Source organism: Flammeovirga sp. SJP92 (assembly GCF_001583495.1).
Taxonomy (GTDB): domain Bacteria; phylum Bacteroidota; class Bacteroidia; order Cytophagales; family Flammeovirgaceae; genus Flammeovirga.
Window position 1 is genome coordinate 407,498 of the sequence record NZ_LQAQ01000061.1, and the last position, 19,894, is coordinate 427,391.

Consider the following 19,894-nt stretch of genomic DNA (forward strand, 5'->3'; position numbering starts at 1 on the left):
GTTTTTTATTGAATGTTTAATACAAACTTTAAGTCAAAATCAGTATCACCATCGTTTACTGTTGAAGTAGATGTTTTCACATCTGGCTGATGCTTTAATACAACTCTGAACTCTCCATTTGATAACGTTGAAGCTGAAGTAGTCCATGTCGTTGAAAGACCTACAGGATTTCCATTATCATCTGTATCGTTATAATTGATGTCATCAGAAGCAGTATCAATATTTCCGTTTCCTGATGGATCTGAAAAAGCGTCTGTTGAGAAACCGAAAAAGAATTGATGCTCATCATTTTCCTCTTTGATTTCCTCACCAATATCCTCACCTGGCTCTTCCAAGTTGTTCATGATTTCAAAAGAAAGTGCATATGTTTTACCTGTTCCCAAGTTGATCGCATCTTTAATGACTAAATCTTCAACACCTGGACCATCAGGATCTTGAGCTGTAGCTTCTACTACATCTGTGTCATCTGCAGTATTTGTGAAAACCAATTTCACATCAGTAATCACTTCTAATTCGTTTTCTGGCTCTGGCACATCGTCATCTTTATCACAGCTTGTGAAAAAACAACCTGATAATAGAAGAGCAACAAGGCTGTACTTTTTGAAAAAGTTGATCGTTTTCATTTGTTTACTATTTAGCGTTAAAATTATAATTGAGAGAGAAGAGGAAGTTTCTTCCCATTTCGTCTGCGAAATACCTCATTTGATTGAGGTAGTTTCTATAAGTAGCATTTAAAGTATTCTCCACAGAAATATTGGCAGTTAGTTGTTTCACTTTGAACCCAAAGGATACATCTAAAAGAAAATAACCCGAAGGAGCTGCTTTAAAATCAAAAATTTCTGATTCAGGTGTAATTTCAACTTCACCATCTATTAGATCTTGAGGATCGATAGTTCTTGGAGCTTGAAATTGATGAAATGTATAACTTGGTTCCAAGGACAAATAAGCCGATTCCAAAAACCAAAAAGGTTTAATGGACCATTTTAGATTATAAGTTGTTCGAATCGGTGGCTGATTAATAAGAGGTTCATCCCTCTCCACATTCTTTGACCATAAATAACTCAATCCCAAACGACCATTTAAAGCTGTTGACCATTTTTTCTGCCAAGTAAAATCTGCTCCTATAAATAAGGAGTTAGATTGATCGAAAATAAAACCAGGCATTGGACCACGAACGGTTCCTAATACTCCTAGCGGACGTTCATACACATAATTTTCTATATAATGTGTATAAGCAGTGAGGGTAAAATCATTCGTTTTCTGTTTTATTTTCCACTCATTGATCCACTTGTAACCTTTTTCTGGCCTAACACCACTCTCGCTTAATGGAGTTACTTTGTCTGTTTTCAAATCGCCATTTTCATTCATATAATAGCGAAGCATACCATAAGTATATTTAAAACCATGCTGTCCAAAGCTGAATAACTCCTCCATATTTGGCGTTCTCCAAGCCGTACCAAAGTTGGTTCTAAAAGTCGCATTTTCAGAGAGCTGTCGAACTAATCCTAAAGATGTAGTCAAGTTCAGAAAGCTATAATCATCTCGGAAAACATTTTGGCTGATATCTCTACCTCTGACGTTGTTGTTCTCATAATCCATGCGCACTCCAACTTCAAAAGTATTTTTATCTTTTGTAAAACGCTCTGTCACAAAACCACTGAAGCGTAAAGTGTTATAATTAGGAATAAAAGGTGTGGTATCTGTCCCTGGATTATTATTATTGTCTTGTGTGAAAACCTGCAATCCCATGATCCCATTCAACTGAAGCCAATTTTTGTGATACCATTCCAATTGATAATCTGAAGTGGTAAGATCTAGATCGATAATAGGCTTATATGAATTTCTCCTTACATCATATTCATTACGTTGATTCAATTGCCTTCCTACTCTAAAAACGATACGTTCTTCATCTGAATACCACCAATTGATTTCTGCTTTGGTTAAATGATGCTGTGTTTCTTGGTTAGGTTCATTAATATCATAAGAGAAAGGTTTTATGATCAATGGGCGGTCCGAATTAATTGCTCTTACAAAGGAATCTCCACTTTCTGCAATCGATGATCTTAGCAATGCTAGATTTTGATCAACGAAACTATAATAAAGTTTGAAATCGAATGCATTGTATTTGTATTTGACACCAGCATTAAATGCTTTTTCTTCTTTTCCGGTATTGGTTAATGAATAATCTGGAGCATGTCGATCCCCAAAACGAGTATACCCTCCACCTATATGATAACTGAAATTTCTAAAACCTTGACTTATTCCTGTATTTGCAAAATAACCTCTACCATTGGTATGATAGCCCGTTCCAATCATTGCATTCAAGGGCTGATTGAAATTCAAAGAACTGCCTTCTACAATAATAGCTCCTCCTAATGCTTCCGGACCGTATCTAACCCCCGATGCTCCTTTTATAACCGTAATATTATTTGCTGAAGCGATATCTATTTCAGGTGCATGATCTGATCCCCAATTTTGAAAACCATGTTTTAAACCATTATTCAAAACCAGTACCCTATTCCCATAAAGACCATGAATAACAGGAAGTTGCACATTATTACCAGCGGCTGTAAATGTAACTCCAGCCATTTCTGAAATTGCATTTGCCAACGTTTGTGTAGGTTTTAACTTTAAGGTCTCATTATCAATCTTAGACTGCGCCACTGTTACCGTTCCTTCCACATTCGGATCTTTTTCGGTAATCGTCACAGCATCCAATGCAACAACATCTGGCTTAAGATAGATTACAGAATCATGCTTTTTCTCCTCCTTATGATGAAGTTGACAAGTCGCATCACAGGTTGTATTACAATATCCTGTACAAGTAATTACCAAACAATTAGAAGCTTCACACAACCCATCCAACTGAAACTCTCCTTCGTTATTCGTCAAGGTAAATTGCTTTGTTCCTTTGATACTCACCATCACAAAAGGAAGTGCCTCTCTTGTCTCAGCATCCAGAACAACCCCTTTCAATTCATAGCTACACTCCTTTTTCTCTTGAGCTATTAAGCCAAGTGAAGTGATAAAAAATAAGAAAAGAAAAAGAATTTTGTTCATAAACATTGAAAATTAGTTTGTTGTGAAAAGAGATGTCTAGTGTATATCAATCAGAAACAATTATTGGATTATAATTTGTAATTAATCTAATTTTACACTAAATGCGAACATGTTGCAAAAATAGAGAAATCATTTCCACAAACGCAACATTGTTGTGTTTATTTTTTTATTTATTTTATCTTTGTGCCATGAAAAACGAGCAGAATATATTTGACTTACTCTCCAGTTATGGAATTAGAAAAACAAATTTCAGAATAGAACTATTGAGGTTGTTCTTGCAAAAAGGGCATGGATTATCACATAAAGACATCAAAGAAGAAATACAATGCATGCCTGATAAAGTAACTATTTACAGGGCTTTAGACACTTTTTTAGAGAAAGGAATTATCCACAGAGTTCCAGACATCAATAATGTTTCAAAATACGCACTAACAAATACCACATCTACACAAAGCCAACACAATCACGCCCACTTTATTTGCAAAGAGTGTAAAAAAACTTTTTGTATGTCTGAAATTCAGATACCAGAAGTACGCAGTAAAAATGGTTTTGCAATAGAAAGTACTAAGCTTGTTCTTGAAGGAATATGCCCTAACTGTAATTCAAATTAATTAATGTAATACTTGTTTTCTACCTTCAATCTTTACATCAATTACAAAATATAATTGCAACACTATCGCATTTATAGTTATTTTTCTTATTATTATATTCAGTTAGAATAACGCCTGCAGTGATGTAGATCTCTAATATTAAAACAAAGGAGATCTTTAAGTTGTTTGGAGTATGAAAGGTTAAGTAACCACTGATTCATCATACACACTTCGAATTATATCTAAACTACATTCAATGGCACAATGAGAAAGCATTTATATTTTATTTGCCCTACTGACCATCTAGAGCCAGTAATTGAAAGTACATTTCATGAGGAAAACTATTTTTGCTCCTCCCTTGGCAACTCCATCTCTTTTGACCATATGATGATGGAAGAAATCAATCAGTTAATTGAAACTAAAAATATCAGAGAGATCACTTTCGTATTATCAGACTCCAACAAACTTTTCAAAGAAGCACTCAATAATCAAGTTCATAAAGCTGGAAATAGCTTGGAAGAATTTTTTCATGATATTAAAAATCAAAAAAAGCTGACAAGTGTAATCTGGAAAAAAAGTGATCTTCAGCTACCTGTTCTTTCATTGTATCTTGATAGAAGAATCAGAGAATTACAGTCTCAAATCAGCTTTTGGTTTGAAGATAAAGTGAAAATCAATGCTAAAGTGTATAACAGGCAAAAAAAGGTTTTTAAGGATATTCATTCAGAACTTTTCTCACTAAAATATTATAGTCAAAATTAATGAGACATGAGTAGCAATCTATTACATTAAATTGCTACTCATTTCATTTATTTAGTAGGATGAGGATTCAATCATTAATACAAAATCCATTCTTTTTATATCAACACTAATAGCGTTCTGAAACATTGAAATACTATTGTTTATTCACTATAGTTGCTGATGCCTGAGCTGTTGGATAGACTACTAAATCAGCAATATTTACATGTCGTTTTCTTGAAACCATAAAGTAAATGATATCAGCAATATCTTCTGCATACAATGGATCATAACCTTGATAGACACCTTCTGCTTTTTCTTTGTCTCCCTTAAATCTCACTTCTGAGAATTCAGTATGAACCAACCCAGGGTGCACTGCTCCCACACGAATTCCAAATTCATTTAAGTCATAACGCATCGCCTCATTCAAAGCATTAACAGCAAATTTTGACGCATTATAAACATTTCCATTAGGATAAACATCTTTACCGGCAATAGATCCAATATTGATAATATGCCCTGCTTTTCTATTTTTCATTTGCTCTATAATTGCTTTTGAAACATAAAGCAATCCTTTCACATTAATATCAATCATAGCGTCCCAGTCATCCACATCTCCTTCATGAATTGGAGAAAGGCCATGAGCATTTCCAGCATTGTTCACCAAAATATCTACTTTTTGAAACGCTTCGGGTAAAGATTCTATTTGTGAAAATACACTTTCTTTATCTCTCACATCAAAAGTCAAAGTGTGTACATCCACTTTATCTTGCAATTGTTGTTGTAATGCAATTAGACGCTCTTCTCTTCTTCCGCAAATGATCAGGTTAATTCCATTTTCGGCGAAAATTTCCGCTGTAGCTTTACCAATTCCTGAAGTTGCTCCAGTAACTAATGCTGTTTTTTTCATTGATTTTTATGTTTTTGAAAGCACATAAAGGAAAGTTCCATAATGCTTTCTTCCTCCGATTGAGGAGGTGTGAATATATGTTCGATATAATTATTGAATTGTAAACGTAACGTTGGATACTGTTTTTTAAAAAGGTCTTCAAGGTACTTTTCTCTCATATCCCATTGATGAGTAAGCAATAGAAGATAGCCCTCTTGATGTAAATGTTCTTCAATAGCTTTAAATAGCTTTTTTTCCTCTTCTTGATCTTCAGGCTGACAATGAATCACTGCATCAAGTAATATAACTTGATAATTTTGATCTAATGTATAATTAAAAATATCATCAACAACGCCTCTAATTCCATTTGCACGAATTTGCTGAATACCTTCTTTAGAGATATCTACAGCTGTTACTTCAAAACCCAACTGTTGAGCTGCAATAGCATCTCTCCCCTGCCCAGCACCCAAGTCTAACAAACTCTTCTTGGGATTGATTTGTTTTAGAAACTCTACTAATTCTGGATAGGCTTTACCAAATACATTATGAGATTGATAAAAAGAATCCCACTCTTCTGCTTTAGACTTTGTTCCCAAAATTGATTTCTGTATGATCTCCTAAATTCAAACTCTGTGCAATACCTTTCAAAGTTGAATCATGTCCAACCAAAGAATTCTTCAGTAACAAATCTTTCAGATCTGTGAAAGCACCGATAATAGAATTTTCAATAATGCAATTCTCAATGATAGCCTCCTCACCAATTACAACGTTGGGACCAATGATGGCATTTTTCACTACTGTATTCTTACCGATTTTTACAGGTTTGATGATGATAGAGTTCTCACATTTAATATCATCTGTAGTAGTCAACTGGAAACCTGGCCTTCCCAATAATGTAGCATTTGCTTCTAAAAGAGAATTTCTTGCACCGCAGTCGTACCAATTTTCTACTTCTTGCACCTCAAAATTACAGCCTTCTGCTACCATCTTCTGAATAGCACCCGTAATGACAATTTCATTCTGAGACGTAATATTATTATCAATCACATATTCCAATCCTTTAATAAAAGCTGGAATATCCACTATTTTATAAATACCAACCAATCCCAAATTTGACTTTGGAATGACAGGACGCTCCACGAAACGCTTTACTTTACCGTTAGCATCCAACTCTGCTACTCCTACCTGTCCTGGATTGTCTACTTTTTGATAACCTACTACAGAATTTGGGTTTTCCAGCATTTGCTGAATGTCAAGATTCACAATAGAATCACCCAAACAAACCATCAACTCCTCTTCTTCTTCAAAAAAGTTCTTTGCTACATAAACGGCATGTGCTGATCCTTCCCTTGGTATTTGTACTACAAATTCAAAGTTGATTTTTGTGTCTTTATAATTTTCTAGAATAAAGGACTCGATACGGGTCCCCATATAGCCAATGACGATGATAAAATCATCAAAACCTGCATCTATAAATATATCTATAATATGAGCTATAACGGGTTTCCCTGCAACAGGCAATAAAGCCTTAGGTTGAGTATTGGTTAAAGGGCGTAAGTTGGAACCTCGTCCTGCAACTGGTATTAATACTTTCATTTTGATTATCTTGTTCCTATATATTTCAAATATAAGTACTCAAACAAAATTATTATTACTATCTATTATTTTTTGCAATAGCTTTCCTTTAAAAAATAGAATTTGTACCTTTTTTAATGTTGTTCACATAAAAAATAAATTAAGAAGCAGTTATCAATTAACTTTGCACTAGCTAAAATCAGAAATATTATCTCACTCAAAAAATAAATAGTAGTTATACCTTTCAATTATAATTTACATTTTAACTAAAACTAGAAAATGAGAAAAGTCCTTTACGTTCTATCACTAACTGCAGCCCTAACTTCTTGTTCAGAGGGAAATAAAAAATCTGAAAAGACGCTTGAAAAAGCTACTGCAGAAGAATGGAAAATCGCATCGTCTATGTTTGGTGTTTTACCAACAGAGGCCATCAACGAAGAGAACCCTTCCAACGAATCAAAAATCAAACTAGGTAAGATGCTTTATTTTGATACTCGTTTATCAAAAGATGGTAACATTAGCTGTAACTCTTGCCACGATTTAGCCACTTTTGGAGTGGACAACAAACCTACTTCTCCAGGTGATACAGGAGAATTTGGAGATAGAAACTCACCAACAGTTATTAATTCAGCTTTACAATTCGTTCAATTCTGGGACGGTAGAGCAAAAGACGTTGAAGAGCAAGCTATCGGGCCAATCTTGAACCCGATTGAGCACGCAATGCCAAATGAAAAGGAAGTGTTAAGCCGTTTAGGCGAAGTTGCTGAATACGTAAAATTATTCAAAGAAGCATTCCCTAACGAAAAACAGCCACTTACTTACAAAAATGTTGGTAATGCAATTGGTTCATTTGAGAGAACATTATTGTTCCCTTCACGTTTTGATAGATTCCTTGCTCAAGAAAGCAACTCTTACCTATTGACTGCAAAAGAGGCACAAGGTTTAAGAGATTTCCAGGAAGCTGGTTGTGTGACATGTCACTCAGGAAATATGCTAGGTGGTAATATGTACCAAAAATTTGGTGTATATGGTAACTACTGGGATATGACAGGTTCAAAGAAACATGATGAAGGTAGAAAAGAAGTAACTGGTCAAGAAAATGACAAGTACCATTTCAAAGTACCTACACTAAGAAATATTGCTAAAACAGCTCCTTATTTCCACGATGGTTCAGTTGAGAAATTAGAGGATGCAGTAAAAATTATGGCAAAGCTTCAGTCAAATGTTGATATCACAGATGAGCAAGCTTCAAATATTTCAGCATTCTTAGGAACACTTACTTCTAAAATTCCAGAAGAAGTTTCACAAGCACCTGTTTTACCATAACAAAACATTATACTATTTATTTTGAAGAGCATCTTAACGGGTGCTCTTTTTTTATACATTACAGGTTAAACTAAATCGTCAACTTTCAATCGATATTGCTACAAGTTTTTTATGATCTACTTTCAAGCTTCCTTCTTCTTCATTTTTCCATTGATGAAAAACGAAGCAAAAAATCTAGGCGTAGAAGTCAAAAGCTAAATTCCATTCCTCTCGCCTAAATGATTTTAAACTCGCTAAAGCTCAAACAATAAAATCATTTTTAACGGCTCAATACATGAAATTCTTAACGCTTTTCCCTTCAAGGCCGATAATAGCACTACCATACTAATTGGGTAGTAAGCCCAATGGTGCGAATGTTAAGCATAACCGTCATTCGTGTCCTATAAATCGTCAGAAATCTCTTGATTACTAAACATCAAAAATTAGAGAACTCACTTTTCAACGTACTAGAAAAGAAAATTTCCTCAATAAAAAAAGGCGTCATTGCTGACACCTTTCTCTTATATAAAAAGTACTTAGTACTTAATAAAGTCTATTACTCGTCCTTCATTTTTAGAGGCTGACCAGTTGTCTCCAATACTGCCCACCATAATGGACCATTTACATCAATTTTCTTTCTTGATGCTGTCGCTACTGGAATTGGCAAGTAAGTGAATTGGTTATGCCAACGACCTACTACGAAATCTGTCAAACCTGCCATTGCTCCGTGAACGGCGTTCAAAGCTAAATCATTACAGAATACACTATCTGCAGGAATTGCAACTTCTGAACGGATGATGTATGAAGGGTCAATGTATTTTACTGTTGCCTCAATATCCTCGCTCTTGAAGAATTTGTTGATTTCATCTTTCAAATGAACACCAATATCCTTATGCTTGATATTTCCAGACTTATCTTTCTTCACATCTTCATGCTCAAATAGGTTTTGTCCAGCACCTTCCGCTACCACTACCAATGCATGATGGCGATCCAATACTCTTTCCTTCAATGCCGCTAAGAAACCTTTCTCACCGTGTAAATCGAATTCATTTTCTGGCACTAATACGAAATTTACATCTGGCATTGCAAGTGCTGCATTCGCTGCAATAAAACCAGAATCTCTACCCATTAGTTTTACGATTGCCACTCCATTGTAAGCACCTGTCGCCTCATTATGAGCATCTCTTACTACTGCTGCAGCCGTAGTAAATGCTGTATCGAAACCGAAAGTTTTTGTCATGAAGTTTACATCATTATCAATCGTTTTAGGAATACCTGCTGTAACGATTTTTAATCCTCTTCTTTCAATTTCCTCATTGATCACGTGGTTACCCGAAAGTGTACCATCACCACCAATTGTGAAAAGAATATTGATGTTTTCTCTTTCAAGAGCATCAACCATAGCAGAAATATCTTGACGACCTCTTGATGATCCTAAGATAGTTCCACCGAATAAGTGAATATCTTTTACTACTTCTGGAGTTAATTTCACCATTTCATGGCCATACTCAGGAATCAACCCTTGGTAACCATACTGAATACCCCAAATGTTTCTTACTTTATATCTATAGTATAAACCATTTACCAAACCACGGATTACGTTGTTGATACCTGGACACAAACCTCCACATGTAACAATAGCGGCTTTTGTTTTCGAAGGATCGAAATATATATCTTTTCTAGGTCCTGCTTTTAAGAAAGAAATTGGTTCTACACCTGACTCTAGATTATTTTTATAGCTACTTAAAGAAGCATCATATACGATTCTTCTTGACTCATCGATGAATAATTCGTTACTAATCTCTTCGTCTGCGTAATTTTTATAAATAGGAGATACTAAAGTGGCTTTGCCTAACTTTTTCACCTCGAAGTCTTCTTGTTTCAAGTCGTTCATGAGATAGTATTATTTATTATAATGTATGTATCAATTTTTCAAACACGAATAACAGTATATTTCTATTAAAAAAGGATGACAAAAGTAACCCTCTTACAGTCGTCATAATAAATTCATGCAACCATTAGGAATTTCTTATGTCTTTAAGGCATATACAATTATTTTCACACAATATTCATTTGTTAATTGTTGTTATCCATAACAAACAATGAGTCGCAAAAATACAATAAAAAATGAAAACAAAATTATTTATCCTAAGCATCGCACTTCTTTTTTCATCATTTGTTCATGCTCAAGAAACAGACACTCGCTCATTAGGTTCTTTTGAAGGAATCAAAATCAGTGGCTCGATGGATGTAAAACTTATTGCAGGCAAAAAAAATGAAGCCCTTGTACGCTTATATGGCAGTACTAAACCATCTGATGTTATCACGGAAATTACAGGTGGTAAACTTTCTATCCGACCTAAGAAAGGTGTAAGAAATGTAAAAGCAGACATTGAAATTACCTATAAAGATAAAATCAACAGTGTAAGCTTCTCTGGTTCTTCTGACATCAAATGCAAAGGAACTGTGCTTTCAGACAACTTATCTTTAGCAGGCAGTGGCTCAGGAAGTTTTAGTGGTGAAGTAGAAGTTGAAGAAATAAAAGCAAGCCTTAGCGGTTCTGGTGAGCTGGACCTAAAGGGTAAAGCAGCTACTTTTAGTATTTCTGTGAGCGGTTCGGCTGATATTGATGCTAAAGATATGGAATCTAAAATTGTTACAATTTCTGTAAGTGGATCTGGCGATGTGGATTGCTGGGCGACAGAAGAGATCAATGCTAGAGTTTCAGGGTCAGGTGACATCAGATATAAAGGCCGTCCAGAAAGAACAAAAATTAAAGTTTCAGGATCTGGCGACATCTCTCAAATTCAATAAAATCACAACAATATATTCATCTTGACTTCACAAAAAATGAAAACAAAACTGATTACAATTAGCTTCCTATTATTAATTTCGAATTTCCTTCAGGCTCAAGACCACAATATTCGCAATTTGGGTTCTTTTGAGAAGATTGAAATCAAAGGAATTTTAGAAGTGAATCTTACAGCAGGCAAAAAGAATAAAGCTGAGATTGTTATGCTGAATGGTAATCAAGGCTCTGTTGTTACTGAAGTAATCGATGGTACTCTTTATGTCAAACCCCAAGGAAACAACGATCATATAAGAGCTGAAATTGATATTACTTATAAGAAAAAAATAAAATCTATTAAATATTCAGGTTTTACAAACATAAAAAGTAGTGGAAAAATCAGATCGAAGGAATTGGTTATTATTGGAGGTGGAGCTGGCCTGTTTACAGGTGATGTAAATGTGAAAAAGCTTACGATAAATCATAATGGAGCTGGTGAAGTTGAACTACATGGTAAAGCCAAATCTGTTAATGTCTCTTTGAGCGGTGCTGCTGATATTGATATGACTAAGACGCAAACAAACCATGCTGATGTTTCTGTCAGTGGGGCTGGTGATGTCAAATGCTGGGCTACAGATATGCTCAATGCAAGTATATCGGGAGTAGGTAATATCAGATATAAGGGTGTTCCAAAAGACTCTAAACTAAATATTAGTGGTTTTGGAGAAATTTCTTCTCTTCAGTAATCTTAAAATACTACAAACAAAAAGCCTTCTATCTGTACAGTGCAGGTAGAAGGCCTTTAATTTGAATTGGGGTATCTATTAAAAAATAGTATAACCCACTGTAAATGCTATTGAATTATACGCTGCTTGCCAATACAAATAATTACCTAAAAGATTTTTATTTGTATAGTATTTCAATTCTCCTATAAATCGATCTGATACCTTTAGTCCTAAACTAAAAGCCACATTTCTTCTTGAATTTATTTTTAAAGGATCATACAAATCAGAAGAATCTGCCCTCTTAAACGTAATTTCAGAATTAAACGAATAATCAAAAATATAAGCTATTCCGAAGTATAGTTTTAGATTTTCATTCAAATAAGAATAATAACGCACACCAACCGGTAATTCTATTGAGCTATATTTCACTGAATAATTAATAATTCTTCCTACAACATCTGTAGTTTGTTGAGACTTATCCCCTGTAAAAGTTTGATATGTTGGTTCAATATGTAGGCCCCATTTGTTTTTGTTGTAGGGTAAAATATATTCAAAATCTGCCCCTACTCTAAAATTTATTTGATTGTCAAATTTTATACCCTTACTACTATTACTATTTTTAATATGAAGGCCATTATTACTCAAACCTAATTTAGCTGAAATATGAAACGCATTCTTTTTCTTTTTAGCCGTATAATCTTTTGTTTTCAATGGCGTATTACCATTGAATTTCTGAATTACAGGCTTGATCTTTCGGAGGGTATAATCAATATTTTCAACATCAGCAATAGTGATGTTATTGGTTCTTAAATTAAGGTATAGCTGTTGTTTGTAATAAGAGTTATGAGCTATCTTATCGTTAGATTTATACCTTTTGTAGACTAGAGGCTCAATTTCTTTACCTTCTAATTGAAGAAAAAAACGTAAAACTTTATTGTCCTTATACTGATATAAAGACGCTTTCCCTTCAAGCATTACTTTCAAAAAAACGGTTTCTTCTTTAAAGAAAGGATCTCTTTGCTTTTTTAGATTTGCAAGGTTATTACTTGATTGATCGATTTGTACTGTTTCTTTGATATATTTAAACTCTCCCTCAATCCCAAAAGACTTTAGATCTTCAAGAGTACCTGTTTTCACCTCTGAATTTTGTGACAACTGATATTCAATCTTCTTCGGGTTTTGTGCCCATTCTACATTTTTGATGAAACACTCTAGCCTTTCATCATTATTGTTAATAATATATCCCTTTTCAAAATTAATTTGGGCAAAGGCTGAAAAAGTAAATAGGATTGAAATAATGAACGAATAAAAAAATTTAGCCATTGAATATATTAGGTTTAAAAAATTAATAAGTACATGGAAAGAATAAAAAAGATTAGATAAAATGTCCTTTTTCTTTATTCCAGGTACTCAGTTTTTAGCTTAAAAAAAAGAGTTTATCACGGCTTTTTAATATCAATTATAAATACCATGATAAACTCCAAATATATAAACATTATAGCAATTATTTTCGCATTACACTATGTTACAATAGAATGATCTAAAATAATCAACGCAATTTTAATTTTACTTCTTCAGAAACACCTTCCCAAACCAAGTCGTGCCAATCGTCCCTAACAACACCACTGAAATAGAGCTTAATGGCATTAAAATAGCGGCAATTAAAGGTGAAAGGTTTCCTTGAACAGCATAGGATAAGCCTAGCACATTATATAATAAAGAAACAACAAAGCCTAAATACACCATCACCATGGCTTTCTTTGAGAAAGATAAATAACGGTTCAGTTGATTTACCTTTTGAGCTGCTAAAATGGCATCACAAGCTGGTGAGAATTGATGAGCATCTTCCGCCACTGCAATACCTACATCAGACTGTTTTAAAGCTCCTGCATCGTTTAATCCATCACCAATCATCAATACTGTTTCTCCTGCTCCCTGACTCTTCTTTATAAAGTCCATTTTATCTTTTGGCGATTGATCAAAATGCATTTCAGTCCCCTCTGGGAAAGATTTTGATAATTTCTCCTTCTCTGATGAGTTGTCACCTGATAATAAAGAGATTTTATAACCTCTGTCATGAAGGTAAGATAATAATGTATCTACTCCATCACGAAGAGATTGTGCCAACAAGAATTTGCCATACACTTTCCCATCGATATTGACATACGAAACCGTTTGGAACGTTTTCTTCCCTGCCTTGTCTGCATTCACAAAAGAAGCTTTCCCAAGTTTAACAGCATGTCCATTGACCTCTCCTTGAATACCATTTCCTTGTACTTCCTCAAAATTTTCCACCTTCAGTTTTTTATCTAACTGCTTTAAATGTTGAGCAATTCGACTACTAACCGGGTGAGTCGATTGAGAAGTCACAGCGTATACAAGTTGTAATTGTTCTTCCGATAATTCTTCTCCTTCAAATGAAATGGATTGTTCTTTTGCTGAGGTAATCGTTCCTGTTTTATCAAAGACAATATGGTTTACTGCCGCCATTTTCTCAACAGCAATAGTATCTTTTGTATATAACCCAAAACGAGCCATTATTCGCATCGCATTTCCTAAAGCAAAAGGAGCATTCAAAGCCAATGCACAAGGACAAGCTATAATTAAAACGGCCGTAAAAGTATTAACAGCATGATTTGCACCATCAACAGACCACCAATAAGCACCGGCTATAGAAGCTATAATCAAAATGGCAATGGTAAACCACTTACTTAATACATTGGTTTTGGACTGTAATAAATCCTTTATGGCTTCCTCTTGGAAAGTTTGTTCATTCCAAAGGCGAGTCAAATAACTTTGAGAAACTTCTTTGGTAGTTTCAATCTCTATTACACCTCCTGTTTGCTTTCCTCCGGCATATAAAAGATCGCCGGAAACTTTTCGGATTGGAACTGATTCTCCTGTCACAAAACTATAATCAATTCTCCCTTCTCCTTTTTTCAAAATTGAATCAGCAGGTATTAGCTCACCATTTTTAATCTGCAATGTATCATGAACTTCTAACTTAGAAAGTGGAATATTTTCATTGATACCATTCACAATTCTTGTGATGGCAATAGGGAAATAAGATTTATAATCTCTTTCAAACGAAATATTATCAAAAGTCTTCTGCTGAAACCATTTCCCTATCAGTAAAAGGAAAATCAGAGCCCCTAAGGAATCTAAGTAACCCGCACCTGTATCTGATAAAATCTCATAGGCTGAACGTAAAAACAAAGCAAAAATACCTAAGGAAATAGGGACATCAATATTCACTCCTCCATGTCTCAATGCATGCCAAGCGGATGTCAAATAATCTCTAGCTCCATAAAAGAAAACTGGAATACTCAACACTAAATTCAAATATCCAAAAAGCTCAATAAAATGCTGGTCTTCTACCGTAATTCCTAAATACTCAGGAAAACTCAACATCATAATGTTACCAAAACAGAAACCTACTATACCTAGCTTGATATAAAAGGACTTTTCTTGTGCCTTCTTTGCTTTATTTTTCTTATTTTTTTCTAAGTCTTCAAGGTTGATCAATGGTTCGTATCCTAAATTGATCAGCAATTCCACTACATCACGTAAAGAAAGTTTTTCTTCTAAAAATGTCACATAAATCTCTCTTTTCAAGAAATTTACTTTTGACTCTGCAATTCCTTCACTCAATTCAGGGAGCTTTTCCAACAACCAAATACATGAAGAACAGTGAATTTGCGGAAGATAAAAACTAAGGCGGGCAATTCGTCCATCAGAAAAATCAATCAACTTTTTAATAATGGTCTCATCATCCAAATAAGCCAATTTCTCTCGTTGAGATTTTCCTTTTTGTTTTACACCAGGTTGATTATTCAGGCGATAGTAATCAGATAAATTATTTTCCTGCAAAAGATCATAAACCATATGACAGCCATTACAGCAGAATGATTTACCTTCTTCATTTTTTATAATTTCATCTGTACAGTCCTCCCCACAGTGATAACAAGTTTCTATATTTTCGTTTGAGTGCATGTTCATGTCTATAATAGATTGCTGCAAATTTCGTCAGCAAAATTGAATTCACAACTGACTATTATCAATTCACAACCTCTATTGACAAATAAAAACTAAAAATTGGGTATCAAGCCTTTGGAATCCACTACTTTTGGGGTTTGAATAGCAAAATCTTAACAAAATAATGAATATAAAAGTTGGAAGTGGCGTCAAACAAATGCTTTTAGCATCATTGGTGATGACCACTATGCAGTTGATTGTAAAGTCAATTCCACAAATACCACCTCAAGAAGTCGTTTTTTTCCGAGCACTTACCTCTCTCGTTCTTAGCTATGTGACACTCAAAAAAGCAGGGGTTTACCTTTGGGGGAATAATAAAAAAATGCTTTTACTGAGAGGTTTTTTTGGTACAATTTCTCTTGTATTAGTATTTGCCAGTTTCCAGAACCTTCCTCTTGCTACAGCTGTTGTTTTACAAAATTTAGCCCCTTTGTTTACTGCACTTTTTGCGATGCTTTTCTTGAAGCAACCACTTAAACCACTTCAATTTCTATTCCTCGGAATCAGTATTGTAGGTGTGGTTTTCATCAAAGGCTTTGATCCACGAGTAGATCCTGTATTTCTAACCATTGCTTTATTAGGAGCTATTGGTTCTGCGGCAGCTTATACCGTCATTGGTAAACTAAAAGGAAAAGAACATCCCGTTGTTGTTGTTTTCTATTTTCCATTTGTAGCGGTTCCTATCACAGGTATTTGGAGTTATTTTGATTGGGTTGTTCCTGAGGGAATTGAAATATGGGCTGCCTTATTAAGTATTGGTGTTTTATCACAAATCGGGCAAATATTATTAACGAAAGCCTATCAATCTGATGATGATGCACTGACGGTTTCAAGTATGAATTATACGAGTGTAATTTATGGCGCTCTTTACGGAATGTATTTCTTTGGAGAATTCTTCACTTTAGAAGTTATTATTGGTATGTTCCTCGTTATTTCGGGTACATTACTAAATCTAGTTTACAAACATAGACTCAATAAAAAAGGAGCGGTATAGGATACAAAAAACTCAATAAAGAAAAACGCCATTGAAATTTCACTTTCAATGGCGTTTTTTATAGAGAAAAGGCTATTTATTCAGCATCTTCCTGTTCTGATGATGGAGGGTTTAGCTTTACACCTCTTCTCATATAAGCAGGAATGTCGCGAAGATCTTTCATATCTTCATTTGAAATATCCTTTACTGATTCAAATTTTTTGTAACTACTCAGATGAGGAGTTTCTGTTTCTTTAGAAACATCATCTGAAGTAGTAGGACTTTTAGGTTCAGGAGTTACATTATTCCCAACATAATCATCCTCTAAAGAAAATACTACCTTTTTAGGCTCTTCTTCTTTTTCTGGTTGGGGAGCCGCTGAAGCCTCAACTTGCTGAGGTTTTTCCTCCTCCACAGGTTTCTCTTCAACAACCGGAGGTTTTTCCTCCTTAACTTCTGAAGTAGGTTTCGCTACTGGAATAGGCGTACTTATTCTAGTGCTTTGTGAACCTGACTCCCCTTTGCTAAAAAAATCGCTGGTCGTTTTGATATCTTTATCTTCTTCAAAACCTGTAGCAATTACAGTTACGCTGATAGCATCACCCAATGATTCATCTTTAGCCACACCAAAGATAACCTCGGCCTCGTCTCCAGCTCTTTCTTGGATGTAAGTTGTCACTTGTTCCAACTCACTCATATCCAAGTTATCGTAATCACTAACCACAAGGCTAAGTAAGATGTATTTAGCGTTGGTAATGTCAGTGTTGTTCAATAATGGTGAAGCAATTGCAGCTTCAGTAGCACGAATTGCACGGTCCTCTCCTGACTCAATTGATGAGCCCATTACGGCAGTACCAGCATCACGCATTACTGTATTCACATCTTCAAAGTCCACGTTGATGTATGCATCTACAGTAATGATTTCGGCAATAGACTTCGCTGCACGTGCCAATACATTATCAGCTTGAGCAAACGCTTCTCTCATTGAAGAACGTCCGTAAACCTCTTTCAATTTCTCATTTAGAATCACAAGAACAGTATCACAGTGTTCTTTTAGGTCTTCAATACCTTGAAGGGCTCTTCTTTCTTTTGGCTTACCTTCAAATCTGAAAGGCATCGTTACGATACCAACAGTAAGAATATTCAAGCTTCTTGCAATTTCAGCAATCACAGGAGCGGCTCCTGTACCTGTTCCGCCACCCATACCGGCAGTAATGAAAACCATTTTTGTGCCATTGGACAAGAATGATTTGATTTCATCTTTTGTTTCCATTGCAGATTCTCTACCAATTTCTGGTTTTGCACCTGCTCCTAAACCTGCAGTAAGTTCAACTCCTAATTGAATTTTATTGGGTACTGGACTTGATTCCAATGCTTGTCTATCTGTGTTAGCCACAAAAAAATCTACATCATGGATTCCAAGTTCATACATGTGACGAACAGCATTACCGCCACCACCACCAACACCGACCACCTTAATGATCTTGTTAGCTGTAGGGTTGCTTGTCATATCAAACTCGTAGCTCGTATCAGCCATAGATTCTAAAAAATTTATTTATTCAATCACAAAAGTGATTGTTTATTCATATCAAAAATTCAAAATGCTAAAATAATAGCATTATTCGTAAAAAATGACACATTATTCCACTTTTCTAGTAGAATATGGTCATTTTCTCCAATGAAAATACAGAATTAATAAAAACAATCCAATTTAACGTATGTTTTCTTGGCTAATCTTTATAATCTTCAGTGTCATCATAATCATCAATTAACAAATCCTTCGCCTTTTGAAGGAAGTCAGAGAAAATATTTTTTCCTCTAGGTCCTGTAGTTTCAGAAACCTTCACACGGTCAGAAGTTCCTTCAGTTTTCACCTCCTGTTGGTAAATACTTCTTGGTCTTTCTAATTCTCTTTGATCTAAAGCTTTAAACCCTGCCAAAGCTAACCCTAATCCTGTTGAGAATTTTGGGTCTTTTACCTTTTCAGAGCGGTCACTCTTACCTAAAAACGCAGTTGGGTAGCCAATTCTTGTGTCTAACCCTACTTTATATTCAAATAAATGCTGAATATTCTTCAATTTTGATCCTCCACCAGTCAAAACCAACCCTCCAGCTAGTTTATCCAAATAACCTGAGTCTCTTAATTCTGCCTGAATTAGATCAATTATTTCTTCCATTCTTGCCTCAATAATATAAGCAAGGTTTTTAATAGAGATCTCTTTTGGAGTTCTATTATTAATACCCGGAATTTCAACTACATCAGCATCATTGGTATTTACAGCCATTGACTGACCAAATTTCACTTTCAGTAATTCAGCCTGATGTTGCATTACTGCACAACCTTGCTTGATATCCGAAGTAATAATGTCTCCACCAAAAGGAATAACAGCTGTATGTCTTATGATTCCATCATAAAAGATAGCAATATCAGTAGTACCACCTCCAATGTCAATGATCGCTACACCTGCTTCTTTTTCTTCTTCTGTCAGTACTGCCATACTTGAAGCTAACGGCTCCAACATCATCTGATCACATTCCAAGTTACTTCTTTCAATACATTTTTTGATATTTCGTATTGAATTAGAATTGGCTGTAACGATATGAAAATCGGCTTCTAATTTTACTCCTGCCATACCTACAGGATCTTTTATTTTCTCCTCACTATCAACAGTATAGTGAAGTGGCAATACATGTATAATTTCAGTACCAGGCTCAGTGATGACACGATACATATCGTTGGTCAATCGCTCAACATCTGTCACAGAGATTTCGTCTTCTTGATGTGGAAGAGTGATACTTCCATGTTGGCGGAAACTTTTAATGTGTTTACCGGCAACACCCACATTCACTACATTGATTTCAATTTGCGAGTCTTGTTCAGCAGCTGTAATTGCCTGATCAATAGCTTCAGTAGTTTTTGCGATATTACTCACCGTACCATCACGAACACCTTCCGAAGTAGAATGACCTAACCCGAGTATCTCCAATTGATTATACTCATTCATTCTGCCAACTACAGCACACACCTTTGTAGTTCCAATATCAAGCCCTACGATTATCTTTTCTTCTTCCATACTCTAAACAAATTTATGATGAGTAATTAGTGGGTTTAATTTATTAAATAAGGATTTTAAATCCGTAAACTATTAAAAAATCAAAATTTCCTAATATGTAGCCAAAAAAGCAAATTATTCAAATTGAAATTAAGCAGACTCT

At 34.9% G+C, this 19,894-nt stretch carries 16 protein-coding genes; 6 read left to right on the forward strand and 10 right to left on the reverse strand.

Annotation, left to right across the window (positions count from 1 at the left end):
- Positions 1-5: 5 nt before the first annotated feature.
- Complete coding sequence (locus tag AVL50_RS14380; RefSeq protein ID WP_062617180.1) at positions 6-623, reverse strand: hypothetical protein; 618 nt, start codon at positions 621-623, stop codon at positions 6-8.
- A gap of 7 nt (positions 624-630) precedes the next feature.
- Positions 631-3,060, reverse strand: coding sequence for a TonB-dependent receptor domain-containing protein (locus AVL50_RS14385; RefSeq protein WP_062617472.1), 2,430 nt, complete (start codon positions 3,058-3,060; stop codon positions 631-633).
- Positions 3,061-3,248: 188 nt separating this feature from the next.
- Between AVL50_RS14385 and AVL50_RS14390 the strand changes: the two genes are divergently transcribed.
- Complete coding sequence (locus AVL50_RS14390) at positions 3,249-3,671, forward strand: Fur family transcriptional regulator (RefSeq protein ID WP_062617181.1); 423 nt, start codon at positions 3,249-3,251, stop codon at positions 3,669-3,671.
- A gap of 243 nt (positions 3,672-3,914) precedes the next feature.
- A complete protein-coding gene (locus AVL50_RS14395) occupies positions 3,915-4,412 on the forward strand; it encodes a hypothetical protein (protein ID WP_157491333.1) in 498 nt (165 codons plus the stop codon).
- A 133-nt stretch (positions 4,413-4,545) separates the two neighbouring features.
- Here the strand turns inward: AVL50_RS14395 and AVL50_RS14400 are convergent, their stop codons facing one another.
- From AVL50_RS14400 to AVL50_RS14410, 3 genes are read right to left on the reverse strand one after another with little or no spacing between them, the layout of a single operon-like run.
- Positions 4,546-5,298, reverse strand: a complete 753-nt coding sequence (locus AVL50_RS14400; RefSeq protein WP_062617183.1) for an SDR family NAD(P)-dependent oxidoreductase — start codon at positions 5,296-5,298, stop codon at positions 4,546-4,548.
- Positions 5,295-5,873, reverse strand: a complete 579-nt coding sequence (locus AVL50_RS14405) for a bifunctional 2-polyprenyl-6-hydroxyphenol methylase/3-demethylubiquinol 3-O-methyltransferase UbiG (RefSeq protein WP_062617184.1) — start codon at positions 5,871-5,873, stop codon at positions 5,295-5,297. Before AVL50_RS14405 ends, AVL50_RS14400 begins: the two co-directional genes overlap by 4 nt.
- A complete protein-coding gene (locus AVL50_RS14410) occupies positions 5,857-6,873 on the reverse strand; it encodes a sugar phosphate nucleotidyltransferase (RefSeq protein WP_062617185.1) in 1,017 nt (338 codons plus the stop codon). Before AVL50_RS14410 ends, AVL50_RS14405 begins: the two co-directional genes overlap by 17 nt.
- Before the next feature lie 258 nt (positions 6,874-7,131).
- Between AVL50_RS14410 and AVL50_RS14415 the strand changes: the two genes are divergently transcribed.
- Positions 7,132-8,178 carry a cytochrome-c peroxidase gene (locus AVL50_RS14415; RefSeq protein WP_062617186.1) on the forward strand — a complete coding sequence of 349 codons (1,047 nt, stop codon included), beginning with the start codon at positions 7,132-7,134 and terminating at the stop codon, positions 8,176-8,178.
- Between the two features lie 535 nt (positions 8,179-8,713).
- Here the strand turns inward: AVL50_RS14415 and AVL50_RS14420 are convergent.
- Positions 8,714-10,051, reverse strand: coding sequence for an ATP-dependent 6-phosphofructokinase (locus tag AVL50_RS14420; protein ID WP_062617187.1), 1,338 nt, complete (start codon positions 10,049-10,051; stop codon positions 8,714-8,716).
- 233 nt (positions 10,052-10,284) lie between these two features.
- On the opposite strand from AVL50_RS14420, the gene AVL50_RS14425 reads away from it, so the two are divergent.
- Complete coding sequence (locus AVL50_RS14425) at positions 10,285-10,971, forward strand: head GIN domain-containing protein (RefSeq protein WP_062617188.1); 687 nt, start codon at positions 10,285-10,287, stop codon at positions 10,969-10,971.
- A gap of 36 nt (positions 10,972-11,007) precedes the next feature.
- The gene (locus AVL50_RS14430; RefSeq protein WP_062617189.1) at positions 11,008-11,691 is read left to right on the forward strand and encodes a head GIN domain-containing protein; all 684 of its coding nucleotides are present in this window, start codon (positions 11,008-11,010) and stop codon (positions 11,689-11,691) included.
- Positions 11,692-11,769: 78 nt separating this feature from the next.
- On the opposite strand, the gene AVL50_RS14435 is transcribed toward AVL50_RS14430, so the two are convergent.
- Together AVL50_RS14435 and AVL50_RS14440 are read right to left on the reverse strand one after the other, a co-directional pair.
- Positions 11,770-12,993 carry an outer membrane beta-barrel protein gene (locus AVL50_RS14435; RefSeq protein ID WP_062617190.1) on the reverse strand — a complete coding sequence of 408 codons (1,224 nt, stop codon included), beginning with the start codon at positions 12,991-12,993 and terminating at the stop codon, positions 11,770-11,772.
- 243 nt (positions 12,994-13,236) lie between these two features.
- Complete coding sequence (locus AVL50_RS14440) at positions 13,237-15,663, reverse strand: heavy metal translocating P-type ATPase metal-binding domain-containing protein (protein ID WP_253764287.1); 2,427 nt, start codon at positions 15,661-15,663, stop codon at positions 13,237-13,239.
- 166 nt (positions 15,664-15,829) lie between these two features.
- Here AVL50_RS14440 and AVL50_RS14445 point away from each other — a divergent pair, with 166 nt between their 5' ends.
- A complete protein-coding gene (locus AVL50_RS14445) occupies positions 15,830-16,699 on the forward strand; it encodes a DMT family transporter (protein WP_062617192.1) in 870 nt (289 codons plus the stop codon).
- Between the two features lie 76 nt (positions 16,700-16,775).
- On the opposite strand, the gene ftsZ is transcribed toward AVL50_RS14445, so the two are convergent.
- Positions 16,776-18,215 (reverse strand): cell division protein FtsZ, encoded by a 1,440-nt coding sequence (gene ftsZ / locus AVL50_RS14450; protein ID WP_062617193.1) that lies wholly within the window; start codon positions 18,213-18,215, stop codon positions 16,776-16,778.
- Positions 18,216-18,408: 193 nt separating this feature from the next.
- Positions 18,409-19,752, reverse strand: coding sequence for a cell division protein FtsA (gene ftsA / locus AVL50_RS14455; RefSeq protein ID WP_062617194.1), 1,344 nt, complete (start codon positions 19,750-19,752; stop codon positions 18,409-18,411).
- Positions 19,753-19,894 lie beyond the last annotated feature (142 nt).

Coding starts and splice junctions, on each gene's coding strand:
- AVL50_RS14430 (WP_062617189.1), top strand. CDS start 11,008: ATGAAAACAAAACTGATTACAATTAGCTTCCTATTATTAATTTCGAAT.
- ftsZ (WP_062617193.1), bottom strand. CDS start 18,215: ATGGCTGATACGAGCTACGAGTTTGATATGACAAGCAACCCTACAGCT.
- AVL50_RS14435 (WP_062617190.1), bottom strand. CDS start 12,993: ATGGCTAAATTTTTTTATTCGTTCATTATTTCAATCCTATTTACTTTT.
- AVL50_RS14410 (WP_062617185.1), bottom strand. CDS start 6,873: ATGAAAGTATTAATACCAGTTGCAGGACGAGGTTCCAACTTACGCCCT.
- AVL50_RS14390 (WP_062617181.1), top strand. CDS start 3,249: ATGAAAAACGAGCAGAATATATTTGACTTACTCTCCAGTTATGGAATT.
- AVL50_RS14415 (WP_062617186.1), top strand. CDS start 7,132: ATGAGAAAAGTCCTTTACGTTCTATCACTAACTGCAGCCCTAACTTCT.
- AVL50_RS14385 (WP_062617472.1), bottom strand. CDS start 3,060: ATGAACAAAATTCTTTTTCTTTTCTTATTTTTTATCACTTCACTTGGC.
- AVL50_RS14425 (WP_062617188.1), top strand. CDS start 10,285: ATGAAAACAAAATTATTTATCCTAAGCATCGCACTTCTTTTTTCATCA.
- AVL50_RS14440 (WP_253764287.1), bottom strand. CDS start 15,663: ATGCACTCAAACGAAAATATAGAAACTTGTTATCACTGTGGGGAGGAC.
- AVL50_RS14420 (WP_062617187.1), bottom strand. CDS start 10,051: ATGAACGACTTGAAACAAGAAGACTTCGAGGTGAAAAAGTTAGGCAAA.
- AVL50_RS14395 (WP_157491333.1), top strand. CDS start 3,915: ATGAGAAAGCATTTATATTTTATTTGCCCTACTGACCATCTAGAGCCA.
- AVL50_RS14380 (WP_062617180.1), bottom strand. CDS start 623: ATGAAAACGATCAACTTTTTCAAAAAGTACAGCCTTGTTGCTCTTCTA.
- AVL50_RS14445 (WP_062617192.1), top strand. CDS start 15,830: ATGAATATAAAAGTTGGAAGTGGCGTCAAACAAATGCTTTTAGCATCA.
- AVL50_RS14400 (WP_062617183.1), bottom strand. CDS start 5,298: ATGAAAAAAACAGCATTAGTTACTGGAGCAACTTCAGGAATTGGTAAA.
- ftsA (WP_062617194.1), bottom strand. CDS start 19,752: ATGGAAGAAGAAAAGATAATCGTAGGGCTTGATATTGGAACTACAAAG.